This window comes from Agrobacterium deltaense RV3, from assembly GCF_900013505.1.
Taxonomy (GTDB): Bacteria; Pseudomonadota; Alphaproteobacteria; order Rhizobiales; family Rhizobiaceae; genus Agrobacterium; species Agrobacterium leguminum.
The window spans coordinates 190497-207669 of record NZ_LT009745.1; the positions used below are offsets into that span (position 1 = coordinate 190497).

The window sequence follows — 17173 nt, forward strand, 5'->3', positions numbered from 1 at the left end:
AGCCCTTTAAAATGGGCTTTTCAGATCGCAAATTGCTCAGGCCAGTCGCGCCGGGTGGCCACCTGTCCTTCAGTGCGGAGCCTTGCGACGGCGGCAAGATCGATATCGGCGATCAGCAGCGAGCTTTGCGTGACCGCATCACGCTCGCTTTCCGCAATGACGCCGGATGCCGGCATGCCATAGTCCGAAGGCACGTAAAGGGCGGCGCGGCCGCGATTCTCATCGACGGCGGGAGACCATGGGGCTTCCCCCGCCGTGGGGGCGGAAAGAACGGCATATTGATTTTCCAGCGCCCGTGCCTGCGCGCCGATCCGCACCCGGTAAGCGCCCGCCAGCGTATCGGTGCAACTCGGCGCGAGCACGAGTTCGACGCCGAGCTCCGCCAGTCTGCGGCCCAGCATCGGGAACTCGTTGTCGTAACAGATGAGGATGCCCAGCCTGCCTATCGGCGTCTCGAAGGCTTTCAGGCCCTCGATGCCGGCATGAATGTTCCATTGCTCCCGCTCGAAACGGGTCATGATCTGCTTGTCCTGATAACCGATCAGCCCATCCGGGCCGAACAGCCATGCGCGGTTGCGGAACTTGCCGTCCGGGTCCTTCACCGGCGCGCTGCCCGGCTGGAAGAGGATTTGATGTTGCCGCGCCAGCTCCTCGCAAAGCTCTACCCAGGAAGGGATCAACGGCTGTATCTCTTCGATGGAACGGTGCAGGTCGGAGCGCGCGGCGGGCGGCAACTGCCCGGTCAGCGTCATTGCCGAATATTCCGGCAAAAGCAGCAACTCAGCGCCTTTTTCCTTCGCCTCGCGAACGATGGCGGAAAGATGTGCGGCGTAAGCCTCCCATGTCTCGATCAGCTCGATGGCATATTGGCTGGCGGCAAGGCGTGTCATTGGTCTCTGTCTCCGGCAGGAATGGTCTTCATCCAGAAGGACAGCGGTTTCGGGCTTTCAACGCTTTCGTCGAGGTCCTGCCATGTGAAGCTGGTGCGCAGTTCCGGGTGATGGCTATAGCCGCGCTTTTCCCAGAAGGCGTTCAGCGGCACGTAGTCCGCCGGGCGTCTTGGATGGTCTGCGGGTCGCTCCACAGCACAGAAAGTGCACCTGTCGAAACCGAGCCGTTTCGCGTGCGCCTCCCGTTCTTCGAAGAAACGCACCCCAATGCCGTGGCCGCGATAGTCGGGCAGAAGTACGCTTTCACCGAAGTAGAATATCCGGTCCGGATCGTAACCTGCTTTGACGAAGGGCTCCTTCACCTCTTCGGTCTCTGCCGCCATCGGCATGCCGGTGGACATGCCGATCACTTTACGGTCGTCGAGCGCCAGCAAGAAGACGGCGCCGTCCGTATCGGCATAGGTCGCGAGATATTTGCGCTCATAGTCCAGCGAGCCGTCATAGAGATAGGGAAAGGCGCGAAATACTTCGATCCGCAGGCGCGCGAGGTCATCGAAATAGGGTGTGGCGTCAATGCCGGAAAGAGACTTGATTTCGACGGTCATGGGCATTTTCACTTTCGGTTGCACTGGTTATACCGTCATGGAAAACCCGCGCAAGCATTGAACGGAGAAGACGATGACCGCTGCCGAGACCATCCGCGCCTACTACGAAGCTTTCAACCGTCAGGACATGGATGCCTTTCTGGCGCTTCTTCACGATGAGGTGGTGCACGACATCAATCAGGGCGAGCGCCAGACCGGCAAGGCCGCCTTCGCCTCCTTCATGGACCATATGAACCGCTGCTATAAGGAAAATCTCACCGACATGGTCATCATGGCGAGCGAAGATGGCAAGCGTGCTTCCGCAGAATTCATCGTCAACGGCGAATATCTCAAGACCGACGAGGGATTGCCCGAGGCGAATGGCCAGAAATACGTACTACCGGCCGGTGCCTTTTTCGACCTGAGGGACGGAAAAGTTAGCCGAGTAACGAACTACTATAATCTGAACGACTGGATTGCCCAGGTCGGCGCCTGAGACGTTCTTTTGCCGCAAAGCGACCAGCGGCAAAGAAGATGATAGTTTCCATTATCGTGGATATTGACTCCATCATATGAGAGTGCAATTCTCATATGATGGAAAACGAAGATCATATTCTCGAACGCTCGATCGGCGAGCGGATCAAAACATTGCGGGCCGAAAACGGTTTGACGCTGGACCGGCTTGCGTCCGAATCCGGCGTCAGCCGCGCCATGATTTCCCGCATCGAGCGCGGTGAGGCGAGCCCCACGGCCTCGCTGCTGGCCCGCATCTGCGCAGCCCTTGGTCTGTCGCTTTCCGGTTTCTTCGCCGAAAACGAAGAGGCTGTTTCCCCGCTCATGAAAAAGCGTGATCAGCAGCTCTGGAAAGATCCCGAAACCGGTTATGTCCGCCGCGCCATCTCCCCGCCACGTGTGGGATCCGATGTCGATATCGTCGAAGTCGAATTTCCGCCCGGCGCGCGCGTCGGCTTCCCTCCACATGCGGCGAGCCGGGGGATGACGCAATATGTCTGGCTTTTTGAAGGTGTACTGGAAATGACGAGCGGCGGAGACGTTCACCGGCTGGAACCCGGCGATTGCCTTTTCATGCCGGTTGGTGAGGGGCATGTTTTCCACAATCCTACCGAAAAACCTGCTCGTTATGCCGTCGTGCTGGACCAAAGACAGCGCTGATTTCCCCGACAGGAGTTTTTATGACCACCATCCGCGTGTTGAACCGGGAAGAGACCATCGATGTCTTGCCCGAACTCTGTGAGGTTCTGGCGGCCTGCGTGAACGGGGGCGCATCCGTCGGCTTCATGTTGCCCTTTTCACCGCAGGATGCGCAGCCTTTCTGGCAGTCAGTTGCAGAAGCGGCGGGCGAGGGCAGCACCATTCACGTGGTGGCGGAGGTAGATGGCAGGGTGGTGGGCACCGTTCAGGTCGGCCTTGCCTCCAAACCCAACCAGCCGCATCGCGGCGATCTGATGAAGCTCCTCGTGCACCCGTCCGCGCGAGGCCTCGGGCTTGCCCGCAAACTCATGCAAAAAGTGGAAGAGGAGGCGGCGAAACGCGGTCGTACCCTTTTGGTGCTGGATACGGCCACGGGCAGCGATGCCGAGGCGATTTATCCTCGCCTCGGCTGGGAGCGGGTCGGCGTCATCCCCGATTACGCCCTGTTTCCTGATGGACGCTTTTGCGGCACGACCCTTTTCTATAAGCGGATCGGCTAGGCCTTTCAGTCTGCCGCCTTACTGACCCGGCTTCAGTGTACGGTTGAAGGCGGCAGCGATAATCGTCTCCAATTGTGCGTGAATATCCGCGCGGTCCCGCGGTCCGGCCGGTTCGCAGATGGGATCGCGCTCGCCGACGGATTTGAGAAAGGCGTCGGCATCCGGTTTGCACAACGGCAGGAAGCTGAAATGATTGGCCTCGTCCACTTGCTGATAGGTCGCGCCGGGCACTTCGTTCGCGAGTTTATCTGCAAGCACGGCGGGTGGAATTTTGCCCTTACTGCCGAGATTGATGAAGGTGAGCGGAATATCGATCTGCTTCAGGTTGTCAGGCCGAAAGGCGAGCGCCAGACCGGGATCGACCAGTACGGCGGACCGAATACGGGGATCGCGGTTCTGCTGCTCGAAACGTGCCTTGTCGATGGTTCTGAGATCGAGCTTCGGCACGCTGACCGGCTCGCCATTGAGGTAACCCCGGCCACCGGCGAACCATTGGCAATCCATCATCGTGGCATAGTCTTCGCAATAGCGCGCATAGGCATCGAGATCGGCGCGCGCGCCCGAAATCTCCATCGCCGCGCTGCCGCCGAGCGAAAAGCCGAGCACGCCGATCCTTTGCGCGTCGATAGCACTCGACCATTTGCCCTTTGCCGTTAGAACAGTGACAATCGTGGAGAGATCATCCGTTCGCTCCCAGATTTTCGGTGTATCGGCGGGTGTGGAATCGCCGCTGGTGGTGCCGGGGTGGTTGGCTCCGGCCACAATGAAACCTTCGCTCGCAAGCTTCGCTGCGATCCATGCCATGCCGGACACTCGTGAACCCGAGCCGTGAGACAGAAGCACAAGCGGCAGCCGACCCGGTTTCACAGCACCATCCTTGAACACGGGCGCGCCCTGAAAAATCCGGTCATCGCCGGAAAGCGTCTGCGTGCCCTTTCCGTCGGAGGGATACCAGATGGTGACGGCAAGGTCCTTGCCGCGTGCCGGCGAATGGATGGTGGTTTCGTTGACGCCGACAGCCTCGCCTGCAAAAACAGGCTGGGTTACGAGAGCGGAAAACAGGATAGTCGTGATGGAAGTGATAGGGCGCATGAAAACCTCGTGCAGTTGGAAAGAACGGGGTTCAATCTGCGCTGCCACATATGTTTTGCGATCCTTGATCGTGTTAAAGGTCGTCCCGAAACGCGATCTGGTCCATGAATTGGCAATATAAGCCGTTGTTTCGAGGATATTCATTCGTGCTGTTCATTCCGCTGCCTTTCGTCGTGGCGCTTCTGCTGGTTGTCATGTTCATCGTTTTCTTTCGAGGCGGAGACGATGTGCGAACCAATCGGGCCTTTCTGACGCTGATCGCGCTTTGTGCCCTTCAATCCGTCCTTGTCGGACTGCGCTGGGGGTATGGCGTCAGTGAAGCGCGTTATGTTTTGCCGGTCCTCGCCGCCTGCCTGCCGCCGCTCGTCTATATCGCTTTTCGTGGGCTGATGAGAGTGGCGGCGGAGAGCAGGATAGCGATGCTTGCCAACCTTGCTTTGTCGCCTTTGCTCATCGTCATCATGGAATTCATCTGGCCGATGGCGATCGATCTTGCGCTGATCGTCATCTTTGTCGGACACGCCATTGCCCTGGTTCTTCTTGGCAGAAAGGGGCCGGATGGGCTGGACGAGGCGCAATTTGCCAGCGTCACCTCGGCGCACCGGGCGCTTATTATCGCTGCAATCGCTCTTTGTGTTTCTGCCCTGTTCGATCTGCTCGTGTTTTTCGATTTCGAATGGGCGCATGGGCAGAATGTTGCAGCGCTGGTCAGTAACGCCAATCTTTTTGGCCTGCTGTTGATTGGCCTCATGGCCGCGCTGGCCGGCAAGAGCAAGGGACCGCAAACAGGCATAGAACCTGTCGCGGAATTGTCAGCATCGGCGGAGCCATCGGAACAGGACCGCGATATCGTCGCAAGGGTTGATCGGCTGATGGAGACACAGGCGCTTTACCGTGACGAGAATCTCAACCTGTCGCGGCTTGCAAGACGCCTCGGCCTGCCGAGCCGGCAGATATCAGGCGCGATCAACCGCTCGCTCGGCGTCAATGTCTCGCAATATGTCAATCAGTTGCGCATCCGCGAAGCCTGCCGGTTGCTGGAAGAGACGGAGCAATCGGTGACGGCGATCATGCTGTCCTCCGGCTTTCAGACCAAGTCCAACTTCAACCGCGAATTTCGCCGCGTCACCGGCATGAGCCCGGTCGACTGGCGGGAGCGTGAAGTGTGGAAGCTGGTCTCGCCAAACAAAACGGTCACCCGGCAGATGCCGGATGACCGTTTGAAGATCGTCGGGAAATGATGGGGATCAGAGCGTGCCGTTGCGCTGCTGGATCATCATGTAGGTGTCAAAGGTGTATTCGGCGATCTGCGCCCAGAGATAGGCGTCCTTTTTGAAGGCCTGCTGGCTCTCGTAGATTTTCTTGAAGCTCTCGTTCTTGGCAGAAATCTCCGCATAGGTGTCCTGTGCCGCCTTGTGGCAGACATCGAGGATTTCCTGGCTGAAGGGGCGCAGGATAGCGCCCTGCGCCACGAGTTCCTTCAGTGCCTTCGGATTGCGGGCGTCGTAACGCTCCAGCATGCTGGCGCTGCCGGCGGCGCAGGCGTCTTTCAGGATGCGCTTGTAGTTCTCCGGAAGCTCGTTGAACTTCTGCAGGTTCACGAAGGCATGCACGGCCGGGCCGCCTTCCCACCATGCCGGGTAGTAATAATATTTCGCGACCTTGTAGAAGCCGAGCTTCTGGTCGTCATAGGGGCCGACGAATTCGGTGGCGTCGATCGTGCCCTTTTCCAGAGCCGCATAGACATCGCCGCCGGCGATCTGCTGCGGCGTGACACCGACCTTCTGCATCACCTGACCGGTCAGGCCGGCGATACGCATCTTCAGACCCTTCAGGTCGTCGATGGTGTTGATTTCCTTGCGGAACCAGCCGCCCATCTGGGCACCGGTATTGCCGAGCAGGATCGAGTAGATATTGTGCTGGGCAAGGAATTCGTTGAGCAGCTCATTGCCGCCGGCCTGGTTGAACCAGGCATTCGTCTGGCGTGCATTGAGACCGAAGGGAACCGAAGTTCCGAGCGCGAAGGTCGGGTCCTTGCCGACGTAATAATAGGAGCAGGTATGCGCCATTTCGACGGTCCCGGCCGTCACCGCATCCGCCGCCTGCAGCGCCGGCACGATTTCGCCGCCGGCAAAGTGCTGAATGACGAAGTTGCCGCCGGAGGCTTCCTTGACATGGTCGGCGACGATCTGGCCCGCGCCGAAAAGAATGTCGAGGCCCTTGGTGAAGGACGACGTCATGCGCCAGGTGATCTTGGGGTTTTCCTGTGCGATGGCCGGAGCGGCAAGCGCCGTTGCGGTAACACCGGCGCCGAGAGCGCCCGCCTTGCGGATAAATGATCTGCGATCCATGTCGATAAGCCCCGTTATGTCTGCATATTACAGGCGAACCGCACGGTACGCCTCCCGCAGGTTACTAATCATTTATCCCCGCAGCCATCAAGAGGGAATGTTCGAAACTTGCGTGATCTCCGGTGATGCTTGGCGAATGTTGCTTCGTCACGTCTTTCCGCGTCACTTGCTGCGCATCAACGCCGGGTCGTCCATTGCGGGATTGTAAAACAGTGAAAGCGTCAGGCTTCTGGCGATGCGTTCCGCCGTTTCCATGAACCAGTCGTGGGCCTCTTTGCTTGGCGCAATATCATCAAGCGTAGCGGAAAACAGCGCAAGCCATTGCGGGAAAAGCTCCGCCGACATGCCCTTTACGCCGAGATGCGCCTGCACGGGTTTGCCGCCATAACCACCATTCTTGAACGCGACAGCCGCCCAGAACTGTTTCATCCTGGCCATATGCTCCGGCCAGCGCCCGGCAAGCCGCGCATCAAAAACCGGGCCGAGCGTGGGATGTTCAAGAACGCGGCCGTAGAATGTCTCCACCAGCAAATCGATGAAACCGGCATCGACGCCGATCTCCGCCATGGCTTTTTCCGCCCTGTCCTGAATTTCCGCGCTGTGAGCGGCTCTGGCCGCAACGTCGTCCTGCATGGTGTTTCCTTTTTTGCGAATTTACCCCGCTGCGATGCGGCCCGCAATGCGACCCTTTGCCTTATTAGAATTATTCTAAGAAGGCTTGATCCCGGTGCGATGCGGATGTATTTAGAATTATTCTAAAAAAGGTCTCAGCCATGTTTCGCAGTCTTTTTTCCCTGTCCAAACGTCCCTTTTCCTCCCTTGGCGAACAGGAAATCCTCGCGCTCGCCATTTCATCCGAGGAGGACGATTCCCGCATCTATCGCTCCTATGCCGATCATCTGCGCGCGCAATATCCGCAATCCGCCAAAGTCTTCGAGGATATGGCCGAGGTCGAGCAGCAGCATCGAAACGTGCTGATCGATATGCATCGCCGCCGCTTCGGAGAAACCATCCCGCTGATCCGCCGCGAACATGTGCGTGGTTTCTATGAGCGCACCCCGGACTGGCTGGTGAAGAACCTGTCGCTCGAAAAAATCCGCGCCCAGGCCGAATTGATGGAAGCGCAGGCGATCCGCTTCTACGATGAGGCCGTCAAGCGTACCAGCGATGCCTCAACACGCAAGCTCCTCGGCGATCTGGCCGAGGCGGAGCGGGGTCACGAAGACATTGCGCAGATGCTGCAAGAAAAACACCTCGATGAAAACGGCAAGACCGAAGAGGCGGAAACCGCAAAACGGCAATTTCTTCTGACCTATATTCAGCCGGGTCTTGCGGGGCTTATGGATGGCTCTGTCTCGACGCTCGCGCCGATTTTCGCGGCCGCCTTTGCCACGCAGGATACCTGGCAGACCTTCCTCATCGGCCTCTCGGCCTCCGTCGGCGCGGGTATTTCCATGGGCTTCACCGAAGCCGCCCATGATGATGGCAAGCTTTCTGGCCGCGGTTCTCCGGTAAAGCGGGGCCTGGCCTCCGGCATCATGACGGCCATAGGCGGCCTCGGCCACGCATTGCCCTATCTCATTCCGCATTTCTGGACAGCGACCGCGATTGCCGCCGTCGTCGTTTTCGTGGAACTCTGGGCCATCGCCTTCATTCAGAACCGCTTCATGGAAACGCCGTTCCTGCGCGCGGTGTTTCAGGTGGTCCTCGGCGGCTCACTGGTGCTTGCGGCCGGCATTATCATCGGCAATGGGTGAAAAAAGAAAGAGCCCGCAACAGCGGGCTCTTAATTCCTTCGAACCTGGCACAGGCGTCAGCGCAATGCGCCGACCAGCACGTCGCGACCGTCTTCGATCGAGACCCAGCGGCCCGTATTGAAGGACGCCTGCCGCTTCAGATAGGTGTAGTTGGTGTCGGTCCACAGCTTCACGTCGTCGGTGAGATTATCGAGAATATAATCGCCGTCGGTGGTGCGAAGGGTCAGCACGGCATGGCCCTCGCCATCCGGCTTGCGCACGACGGTGATCAGAAGATCAGCCACGGAAAAACCACGCTCGACCAGCTTCTTTCGCTTCAGTAGCACGAAATCTTCGCAGTCGCCGGCGGTCGTCGGATATTCCCAGACTTCGTCCTTGCCGTAGATTTCCTGATCGGTCATCGCCACGATGGTGGTATTGACGGACGTATTGACCTCGCGAATGACATCCCAGCCATAATCCGTGACGCGCGGCGGCGGCGTCGCCTTGCTGCGAATATTGCATTCATCGGCATATTTCTGACAGAACTCATAATGGCCGATAGGCTGGGAGGTAATCCCCCCCGTCACCATGGAAGGGCTTCCCTTGGTTTCCGCCGTGGCGGAGGCAGCAGTCATTAGCCCGGCGGCAACTGCAAACAGCAGCGCACGCGCCAGCGGTGCGTTCATCATGAAACCCGTCCCTTAATTCTTAACGAAAAGTTAAGAGGGATAGGGGGCTTGAGTCAATCGCTAGCAATCGGCGGCGCGCAAGACTCGTCGAATATGGTTAAGAGCGTTGCGCAAATGCCTATATTGCAAGGGCTTTGACCGCGGCGAGCATCCGCTCGATATCCTGCGGCCGGGAAAGCCGATGGTCGCCGTCGCGGATCAGCGTCAGCACGACGTCGTCGGACGGAAGATGTTCGATAAGCTTCAGTGCATGCTGATAGGGAACATCCGGGTCGCGCATGCCCTGCAGGATGTGAACGGGGCAGCCGGTGGTGATGATACCCTGCAGCACGCGGTTCTGCTTCCCGTCCTCCATCAGCGCGCGGGTGAAGATGTTGGGCTCGGGGCTATATTCCGAATGTTCCTCGAAATAACCCTTTTCCGCCAGAGAGGTTTTTTCCGCATCCGAAAGGCTGGGCTCTATCAGCTCCTGCGTGAAATCCGGCGCTGGCGCAATGAGGACGAGACCGGCGACGGATGGCGCGCTGCCCGCCTTGCGCAGCTCCTCGACCATGCGTAGCGCAATCCATCCGCCCATGGAGGAGCCGATGAGAACGACGCGCGACGGCGCCTTTGCGCGCACCACGGCAAGCGCCTCTTCCAGCCAGCGGGAAATCGTGCCCTTCCTGAAGTCGCCGCCGGAGGCGCCATGGCCGGAATAGTCGAGCCGCAGGCAGGCAAGGCCGTTTTCAGCGGCGAAGCGATCGAGTTCAACCGCCTTGGTTCCGGTCATGTCGGAACGATAGCCGCCGAGCCATACCAGCATCGGCATATTCTCGCCCGAAGCCGCCGGGCGATGAAGGAAAGCGATGTCGCGAGTGTCGTTGTCGGGGCCTACGCGCAGGAATTCAGCGGCTTGTTCGGTCATGTATATGCAATTCTCCTGATTTTGGTGCAACAACGGCGGCGTATTTGCAAAAACCGTGACAACAGGTGATCTTTTCGGGCAGATATGCTATTGACTTCGCCACGGCAATAACGACATTTCCGCCGCTTGTACCAAACAAGCTGTTTTTTGCTGACGTGATCCAGAAACAGATCAGGAGAATACGACCATTCGCAGACCTTTCAAAGCCGATGCCCCCGTCAAGGAGGGGCCGCGCTCCAACCGGGAAATTCGGGTTCCCAGAGTTCAGCTTATTGATGAAGAGGGCCAGAACCTCGGTAGCATGCCGACGGATCAGGCTTTGAAACTGGCGGAGGAGGCCGGTCTCGATCTCGTTGAGATTTCGCCGAACGCTGAACCGCCGGTATGCAAGATCCTCGATCTCGGCAAGCTGAAGTACTCGACCCAGAAAAAGGCCGCTGAAGCGCGCAAGAAACAGAAGATCGTCGAAGTTAAAGAAATCAAGATGCGCCCCAACATCGACACGCATGACTATGACGTGAAGATGAAGGCGATGGGCCGTTTCTTTGACGATGGCGACAAGGTGAAGGTAACGCTGAAGTTCCGCGGCCGCGAAATGGCCCACCAGGAACTCGGCATGAAGCTTCTCCTTCAGGTGAAGGAAGACACCCAGGCGATTGCCAAGGTGGAGGCCGAGCCGAAGCTGGAAGGCCGTCAGATGATGATGGTTCTCGCCCCGAAATAATTTGCGCCAGCCTTTTAAGGCCGCATGAATCGCCATCGCAAGGGGAAGTTTGCTTTCCCCGTTGCGCTTTTAGCCGACTGCGGTTATAAGCGCGCGTCCGAACGGTCCGGCAGGGCATGCCGAGGCCGTTCCTGAATAGCTTGAAATAGGCCTCGTCTGCCTGTTTCGATACAAAAACGGAGTAGCAAAATGCCCAAGATGAAGACGAAGTCCGCTGCAAAAAAGCGGTTCAAGATCACCGCAACCGGCAAGGTTGTTGCAGCCGCCGCCGGCAAGCGCCACGGCATGATCAAGCGTACCAACAAGTTCATTCGCGACGCGCGCGGAACCATGGTTCTCGCCGACGCTGACGGCAAGAAGGTCGTCAAGAACTACCTGCCGAACGGTCTCTGAGACTTTTCCGCACATTTGGACACTTTAAGGAGATCATGACATGGCACGCGTAAAACGTGGCGTAACTTCCCGCGCCAAGCACACCAAGACACTCAAGGCAGCCAAGGGCTTCTACGGCCGCCGCAAGAACACCATCCGCGCAGCAAAGGCTGCCGTGGATCGTTCCAAGCAGTACGCTTACCGCGACCGCAAGGTCAACAAGCGCAACTTCCGCGCTCTGTGGATCCAGCGTATCAACGCTGCCGTTCGCGAATTCGGCCTGACCTATGGCCGCTTCATCGACGGCCTGAACAAGGCTGGCATCGAAGTCGACCGCAAGGTTCTGTCCGACATGGCTATCCACGAGCCGGCAGCATTCGGCGCGCTCGTCGAAGCAGCAAAGAAGGCGCTTGAGTACCTCAAGGATGCTGGTACGGCCAACGAGTTTGAAACCGCTGTAAAGTAATTACGGCGCGGACAATCTGTTGTTCATTTGAAACCCGCGCCGGTTCTCCGGCGCGGGTTTTGCGTTTGGCTGATGCACCCGCCTGGTCGAGAATGTATCGTAGTTTTTAATTTAGAAATTTAGGAAAAATAGAGTATCCAGCGCGTCTGCCCTGAAAAATCTCCTGGTGGACGAGAATGCTGGTTAATGAAAATCAGGCTGAAACAGCCGAAGGGTTTCGAGTACATCTTGATGATGCAGATATTGCCACTCTCATGCACGCTTTGTTAAAAAGTGAGCGGCGGGTCCAGAAGGTTGAGCTGTCGCAACTGACAGTATGGATCAAGCGCCAGGGCACGGAAACGCCGTCCTGGTGGATAAAGCTGCAGACCTTTCTCGCAAAGCTGCTTCCTTACACCTTCATGCGCCCTTCGCCGCCGCTCGACGGTGCCGGCCTGATGCGTCGCGAACTCGACACCCTGCAGGCCTTCAAGGCCAGTGGTTTTCCGGTTCCGCCCGTGATCTATTCTTCCCGGACCGCAGTTGTGCTGGGCGACGTTGGCCCCACCATCATCGAGCGCATGGACGCTATAAAGGCAGCCGCGCCGACGGAACATGATGCCCTGCTGGTAAAATCTGCCGAGGCACTCGGCGAATTGCATGCGGCAGGCCTTTGCCATGGGCGCCCGCATGTGCGCGACTTTTTTCTCGAAGACGGCCGCGTCGGTTTCATGGATTTCGAGGAGCGCCCGCAGGAAGTCATGCCGCTCGAGACGGCGCAGGCCCGCGATATCTGGCTGCTGTTTTTACAGGTCGCGACCCGCGCCTGCGATGCGCGGAAAACCTGCGATGCCGCCTTCACCCGCTGGCGGGAAAACGCCCCGCCCCGGGCGCTGGAAGAATTGTGCCGTCTGACCGGCATTCTGGGGCGTTTTTTACCGGTTGCCCGGTTGATCGGGCGCGTGCGGATGGGTAGTGATCTGCGACGCTTTATCATGGCGACCGACTATCTCATGAATGCTGTGAACCCCGAAGCCGCTGTTAAAAAGACCGGCAAGGCAGGAAAAGATGACTGAACTTGATACCTTGAAATCGCAATTGATGTCGGAGATCGCCACGGCTGCCGATGAGCCGGCCATCGAAGCCGTGCGCCTTTCCGCGCTTGGCAAGAAGGGCTCGGTTTCGGAGCTTCTCAAGACGCTTGGCAGCATGACGCCGGAAGAGCGCCAGACCCGCGGCGCCGCGATTAACCAGCTCAAGACTGAAATCACCGACCTCATCGGCGAGCGCAAGAACGCGCTGAAGGACGCTGCCATCGCCGCCCGGCTGAAAGCGGAAACGGTGGATGTCAGCCTGCCGGTCCGCCAGTCTCCGGCCGAGCGCGGCCGCATTCATCCGATCAGCCAGATCGTCGATGAAATCACCGCGATCTTCGCGGATATGGGTTTCTCTATCGCCGAAGGTCCAGATATCGAAACCGACTATTACAACTTCACGGCGCTGAATTTCCCGGAAGGCCATCCGGCCCGCGAGATGCACGATACCTTCTTCTTCCAGCCGGATGAAAAGGGCGAGCGCAAGGTGCTGCGCACCCACACTTCGCCAGTGCAGATCCGCACCATGGAAAGCCAGAAGCCGCCGATCCGCATCGTCATTCCCGGCAAGACCTATCGCCAGGATTCCGACGCCACCCATTCGCCGATGTTCCATCAGGTCGAAGGCCTTGTCATCGACAAGAAGGCGCATGTCGGCAATCTGCGCTGGATTCTGGAAGAATTCTGCAAGACCTTCTTCGAGGTCGACAGCGTCGTCATGCGCTTCCGCCCGTCCTTCTTCCCCTTCACGGAGCCGAGCTTCGAGGTGGACATCCAGTGCGACCGTTCCGGCCCGATCGTGAAGTTCGGCGAAGGCACGGACTGGATGGAAATCCTCGGTTGCGGCATGGTGCACCCCAATGTGCTGCGTGCTGGCGGGCTGGACCCGGATGAATATCAGGGCTTTGCCTGGGGCATGGGCCTCGACCGCATCGCCATGCTGAAATACGGCATGCCGGACCTGCGTGATTTCTTCAACGCCGATGTCCGTTGGATGACCCATTACGGCTTCCGCCCGCTCGACATGCCGACGCTGTTCGGCGGTCTGAGCGTTTAATCCGGTTAGCCAAGGAGCAAAGACATGAAATTCACTCTTTCCTGGCTGAAAGAGCATCTCGATACCGATGCGACGCTGGACGAGATTTGCGAGCGGCTGACGGCAATCGGCCTTGAGGTCGAGGACGTTGACGACAAGGCGGCCTACAAGCCTTTCGTCATCGCCAAGGTGCTCTCCGCCGAGAAGCACCCGGAAGCTGACCGCCTGAAGGTTCTCTCCGTTGACGCCGGAGACGGCAAGCCGGTGCAGATCGTCTGCGGCGCTCCGAATGCACGCGCCGGCCTCGTCGGTGCGCTCGCGCGTCCGGGCGTGTATGTTCCGGGCATCGACGTCACCCTTGCCGTCGGCAAGATACGCGGCGTGGAAAGCCACGGCATGATGTGCTCCGAAAAGGAGCTGAACATTTCCGACGATCACGACGGCATCATCGACCTGCCGGAAGATGCGCCGGTCGGCACCTCTTTCGCCGCCTATGCCGGGCTCGACGATCCGGTCATCGAAATCAACCTGACCCCGAACCGCCCGGACTGCACCTCGATCTACGGTATTGCCCGCGATCTCGCCGCTTCCGGTCTCGGCAAGCTGAAGACGAGACCCGCGCCGTCCTTCAAGATCGAAGGCGCAACCCCGGTCGACGTGAAGCTTGAGCTGGACGATGCGGCGCTTTGCCCCGGCTTTTCGCTGCGCATCGTTCGTGGCGTGAAGAACGGCCCCAGCCCGAAATGGATGCAGCAGCGCCTGCTGGCAATCGGCCTGCGTCCCATCAATGCGCTTGTCGACATCACCAACTACATGACCTTCGATCAGGGCCGGCCGATGCACGTCTTCGACGCCGCAAAGGTCAAGGGCGATCTCACGGTTCGCCGCGCAAAAGAGGGCGAGACGATCCTCGCGCTCGACCAGCGTGAATATAAGCTCGGCCCGAACAATGTCGTCATCGCCGATGAGAAAGGTCTCGAATCCATCGGCGGCGTCATGGGCGGCGAACATTCCGGCTGCGATGACAATACTGTCGACGTGCTGATCGAATCCGCTCTCTGGGATCCGATCAACATTGCCAAGACCGGCCGTTCGCTCGGCATCATCACCGATGCGCGTTATCGTTTCGAGCGTGGCGTCGATCCGGAATATATGGTTCCGGGTCTGGAGCGTACCACCGAGCTGGTTCTCGAACTGTGCGGCGGCATTGCCGGCGAGGCGAAGGTCGTTGGTTACAAGGGGCATCAGCCCAAGGTCGTGGATTTCCCGCTCGCGGAAGTAAAGCGCCTGACAGGTCTGGAAGTCTCGGCGGAAGAGAGCCTCGCCATTCTCAAAGGCCTGGGTTTCAGCGTCGAGGGAACGGGCGAGCGCGTCTCCGTCACCGTGCCGTCCTGGCGTCCGGATGTCGATGGCAAGGCCGATCTGGTGGAAGAGGTCATGCGCATCCATGGCGTCGACAACATCAAGCCCGAGCCGTTGGAAAGCTTCGGCGCGGTCAACGGCCGTATCCTGACCACGCTGCAGATCCGCACCCGCACCGCGCGCCGTGCGCTGGCAAGCCGCGGCATGCTCGAGGCCGTCACCTGGTCCTTCATCCCGGAAGCGCAGGCGAAACTCTTCGGCGGTGGTTCGCCGGCCCTCAAGCTCGCAAACCCGATTGCGGCCGATATGTCGGACATGCGGCCCTCGCTGCTGCCCGGCCTGCTGACTGCCGCACAGCGCAATGCCGACAAGGGCTATGGTGACGTCGCGATCTTCGAGGTTTCCGGCACCTATGAGGGCGATACACCTGATAAGCAACGCCGCGTTGCCGGCGGTGTTCGTCGTGGCACGGCCTCGCTCGCAGGCAGCGGCCGCATGTGGTCCAATGCTTTGAAGGGCGGCGGCAAGCCCGTGGATGTCTATGACGCCAAGGCCGATGCGCTCTCGGTGCTGGAAGCTGGCGGCCTGCCCATGGCCAATGTGCAGATCGAAGCCGGCGGCCCCGGCTGGTATCATCCCGGCCGCTCCGGAACCATCAAGATGGGTCCGAAGGTCGTGCTCGGCTATTTCGGCGAGTTCCATCCGAAGACGCTCTCCGAACTGGATGTCTCCGGCGCCTATTGCGGTTTCGAGATTTATCTCGACGCCATGCAGGAGCCGAAGAAGAAGGCCACCCGCACCAAGCCTGCGCTCGAGCTTTCGCCCTTCCAGGCGGTGAAGCGCGACTTCGCCTTCGTGGTCGACAAGTCGGTAGAGGCGGGCGCCATCATCAAGGCTGCAACGAGCGCTGACCGCAAGCTGATCACCGGCGTCAATGTCTTCGATATTTTCGAGGGCGCATCGCTCGGCGAAAACCGCAAGTCGGTCGCCATCGAAGTTCAGATCCAGCCGGTCGACAAGACGCTGACGGACGAGGATTTCGAGGCGCTGACGGCCAAGATCGTCGGCAATGTCGAGAAATCGACGGGCGGCGTCCTGCGCGCCTGAGTCTGAAAGCAGCTGACGGAATGAAAAAAGCCGCGGCAATTGCCGCGGCTTTTTTGTTTTTATCGGTTGGCCATCCGTGACATCTGTTCTGGATAACGTGCGCCGGCGACTTTTGCGGGCGAGAGCAGCGCGCCGAGGCTGGCGGCTTCTTCTGCCGTCAGCGATACCTCCGCCGCGGCAACATTCTTCTCCAGATTGGCGATTTTTGTCGTGCCGGGAATAGGAACGATGAAGTCGCCCTGTGCCAGCACCCAGGCCAGCGCCAGTTGTCCGGCGGTCACACCCTTCTCAGTCGCCATGTCCTCCAGAAGCTTGATGAGCGCCAGATTGGCGTCGAAGTTTCCGCTCTGGAAGCGCGGCAGGCCGCGGCGGAAGTCGTCGGATGCAAGGCCGTCGAGCGACTTCAGCGCGCCCGTCAAGGCACCGCGCCCGAGCGGGCTGAAGGGGACGAAACCAATGCCAAGCTCACGGCAGGTTTCCAGCACGCCGTTTTCCTCCACGTCGCGGGTCCACAGCGAATATTCGCTCTGTATGGCCGCGATCGGATGAACGGCGTGTGCCTTGCGAAGTGTCTCGGCGCTTGCTTCCGACAGGCCGAGATGCTTCACCTTGCCCTGCCGGACCAGCTCGGCCATGGCGCCTACCGTGTCTTCGATCGGGACATTTGGATCGACGCGATGCTGGTAGAACAGGTCGATCTCATCGACGCCAAGGCGTTTGAGAGAGGCTTCGGCGACGGCGCGCACATTTTCCGGGCGGCTGTCGGTACCCACCATCATCTGGCCAGCGGGTTTGCTGGTGTCGATTTTGAAGCCGAACTTGGTGGCGATGACCACCCTGTCGCGATAGGGCTTCAAACCCTTGCCGACAAGAATCTCGTTATTGTAGGGCCCGTAAACCTCCGCCGTATCGAAAAAGGTGACGCCGAGTTCGACGGCGCGGTGCAGCGTTGCAATTGCGCTGCTCTCATCGCCGGTCGGGCTATAGGCATGTGTCATGCCCATGCAGCCGAGGCCAAGCGCCGAAACGGAAAGGTTGTTTCCAAGGGTTCTTTTTTTCATCTGTTCGT

At 59.2% G+C, this 17173-nt stretch carries 19 protein-coding genes; 11 read left to right on the forward strand and 8 right to left on the reverse strand.

Annotated elements, in window-relative coordinates:
• Positions 1-20: 20 nt before the first annotated feature.
• Both AGR7B_RS00975 and AGR7B_RS00980 read right to left on the reverse strand, forming a co-directional pair.
• A complete protein-coding gene (locus tag AGR7B_RS00975) occupies positions 21-890 on the reverse strand; it encodes a carbon-nitrogen hydrolase family protein (RefSeq protein WP_080855817.1) in 870 nt (289 codons plus the stop codon).
• Positions 887-1495: a GNAT family N-acetyltransferase gene (locus AGR7B_RS00980; protein ID WP_162934010.1), complete on the reverse strand. Its 609-nt coding sequence runs from the start codon at positions 1493-1495 to the stop codon at positions 887-889. Before AGR7B_RS00980 ends, AGR7B_RS00975 begins: the two co-directional genes overlap by 4 nt.
• A 73-nt stretch (positions 1496-1568) precedes the next feature.
• On the opposite strand from AGR7B_RS00980, the gene AGR7B_RS00985 reads away from it, so the two are divergent.
• The 3 genes from AGR7B_RS00985 to AGR7B_RS00995 all read left to right on the forward strand — a co-directional run bounded on the left by AGR7B_RS00985 (position 1569) and on the right by AGR7B_RS00995 (position 3186).
• Positions 1569-1970 carry a ketosteroid isomerase-related protein gene (locus AGR7B_RS00985; RefSeq protein WP_065654689.1) on the forward strand — a complete coding sequence of 134 codons (402 nt, stop codon included), beginning with the start codon at positions 1569-1571 and terminating at the stop codon, positions 1968-1970.
• Between the two features lie 95 nt (positions 1971-2065).
• The gene (locus AGR7B_RS00990; protein WP_080855819.1) at positions 2066-2647 is read left to right on the forward strand and encodes a helix-turn-helix domain-containing protein; all 582 of its coding nucleotides are present in this window, start codon (positions 2066-2068) and stop codon (positions 2645-2647) included.
• A gap of 20 nt (positions 2648-2667) precedes the next feature.
• A complete protein-coding gene (locus AGR7B_RS00995; protein WP_065654687.1) occupies positions 2668-3186 on the forward strand; it encodes a GNAT family N-acetyltransferase in 519 nt (172 codons plus the stop codon).
• 18 nt (positions 3187-3204) lie between these two features.
• Here AGR7B_RS00995 and AGR7B_RS01000 read toward each other — a convergent pair whose 3' ends face one another.
• Positions 3205-4278: an alpha/beta hydrolase family protein gene (locus AGR7B_RS01000; RefSeq protein ID WP_080856939.1), complete on the reverse strand. Its 1074-nt coding sequence runs from the start codon at positions 4276-4278 to the stop codon at positions 3205-3207.
• 146 nt (positions 4279-4424) lie between these two features.
• On the opposite strand from AGR7B_RS01000, the gene AGR7B_RS01005 reads away from it, so the two are divergent.
• On the forward strand, positions 4425-5519 hold the full coding sequence (locus tag AGR7B_RS01005; protein WP_162934011.1) for a helix-turn-helix domain-containing protein: 1095 nt from the start codon (positions 4425-4427) through the stop codon (positions 5517-5519).
• A 6-nt stretch (positions 5520-5525) separates the two neighbouring features.
• Here the strand turns inward: AGR7B_RS01005 and AGR7B_RS01010 are convergent, their stop codons facing one another.
• Both AGR7B_RS01010 and AGR7B_RS01015 read right to left on the reverse strand, forming a co-directional pair.
• Positions 5526-6629 carry a TRAP transporter substrate-binding protein gene (locus AGR7B_RS01010; protein WP_080855821.1) on the reverse strand — a complete coding sequence of 368 codons (1104 nt, stop codon included), beginning with the start codon at positions 6627-6629 and terminating at the stop codon, positions 5526-5528.
• Between the two features lie 162 nt (positions 6630-6791).
• On the reverse strand, positions 6792-7262 hold the full coding sequence (locus tag AGR7B_RS01015) for a group III truncated hemoglobin (RefSeq protein ID WP_121490395.1): 471 nt from the start codon (positions 7260-7262) through the stop codon (positions 6792-6794).
• Between the two features lie 140 nt (positions 7263-7402).
• Between AGR7B_RS01015 and mbfA the strand changes: the two genes are divergently transcribed.
• The gene (gene mbfA, locus AGR7B_RS01020) at positions 7403-8386 is read left to right on the forward strand and encodes an iron exporter MbfA (RefSeq protein WP_078051392.1); all 984 of its coding nucleotides are present in this window, start codon (positions 7403-7405) and stop codon (positions 8384-8386) included.
• A gap of 56 nt (positions 8387-8442) precedes the next feature.
• On the opposite strand, the gene AGR7B_RS01025 is transcribed toward mbfA, so the two are convergent.
• On the reverse strand, positions 8443-9057 hold the full coding sequence (locus AGR7B_RS01025; protein ID WP_003524508.1) for a transglutaminase-like cysteine peptidase: 615 nt from the start codon (positions 9055-9057) through the stop codon (positions 8443-8445).
• A 118-nt stretch (positions 9058-9175) separates the two neighbouring features.
• The gene (locus AGR7B_RS01030) at positions 9176-9964 is read right to left on the reverse strand and encodes an alpha/beta hydrolase (RefSeq protein ID WP_065654682.1); all 789 of its coding nucleotides are present in this window, start codon (positions 9962-9964) and stop codon (positions 9176-9178) included.
• Positions 9965-10151: 187 nt separating this feature from the next.
• Between AGR7B_RS01030 and infC the strand changes: the two genes are divergently transcribed.
• The 6 genes from infC (at position 10152) to pheT (ending at position 16104) form a co-directional block, all read left to right on the forward strand.
• On the forward strand, positions 10152-10688 hold the full coding sequence (infC, locus tag AGR7B_RS01035) for a translation initiation factor IF-3 (RefSeq protein ID WP_078051391.1): 537 nt from the start codon (positions 10152-10154) through the stop codon (positions 10686-10688).
• Positions 10689-10877: 189 nt separating this feature from the next.
• A complete protein-coding gene (gene rpmI / locus AGR7B_RS01040; protein ID WP_035264590.1) occupies positions 10878-11081 on the forward strand; it encodes a 50S ribosomal protein L35 in 204 nt (67 codons plus the stop codon).
• Positions 11082-11121: 40 nt separating this feature from the next.
• Positions 11122-11526: a 50S ribosomal protein L20 gene (gene rplT, locus AGR7B_RS01045; protein WP_003493358.1), complete on the forward strand. Its 405-nt coding sequence runs from the start codon at positions 11122-11124 to the stop codon at positions 11524-11526.
• A gap of 176 nt (positions 11527-11702) precedes the next feature.
• Positions 11703-12581 (forward strand): lipopolysaccharide kinase InaA family protein, encoded by an 879-nt coding sequence (locus AGR7B_RS01050; RefSeq protein ID WP_078051390.1) that lies wholly within the window; start codon positions 11703-11705, stop codon positions 12579-12581.
• The gene (gene pheS / locus AGR7B_RS01055) at positions 12574-13656 is read left to right on the forward strand and encodes a phenylalanine--tRNA ligase subunit alpha (RefSeq protein WP_078051389.1); all 1083 of its coding nucleotides are present in this window, start codon (positions 12574-12576) and stop codon (positions 13654-13656) included. Before AGR7B_RS01050 ends, pheS begins: the two co-directional genes overlap by 8 nt.
• Positions 13657-13680: 24 nt before the next feature.
• Entirely contained in the window at positions 13681-16104 is a 2424-nt protein-coding gene (gene pheT / locus AGR7B_RS01060; protein WP_078051388.1) for a phenylalanine--tRNA ligase subunit beta, read from the forward strand.
• A gap of 59 nt (positions 16105-16163) precedes the next feature.
• Here the strand turns inward: pheT and AGR7B_RS01065 are convergent, their stop codons facing one another.
• Positions 16164-17165: an aldo/keto reductase gene (locus tag AGR7B_RS01065; protein ID WP_080855822.1), complete on the reverse strand. Its 1002-nt coding sequence runs from the start codon at positions 17163-17165 to the stop codon at positions 16164-16166.
• Positions 17166-17173: the final 8 nt, after the last annotated feature.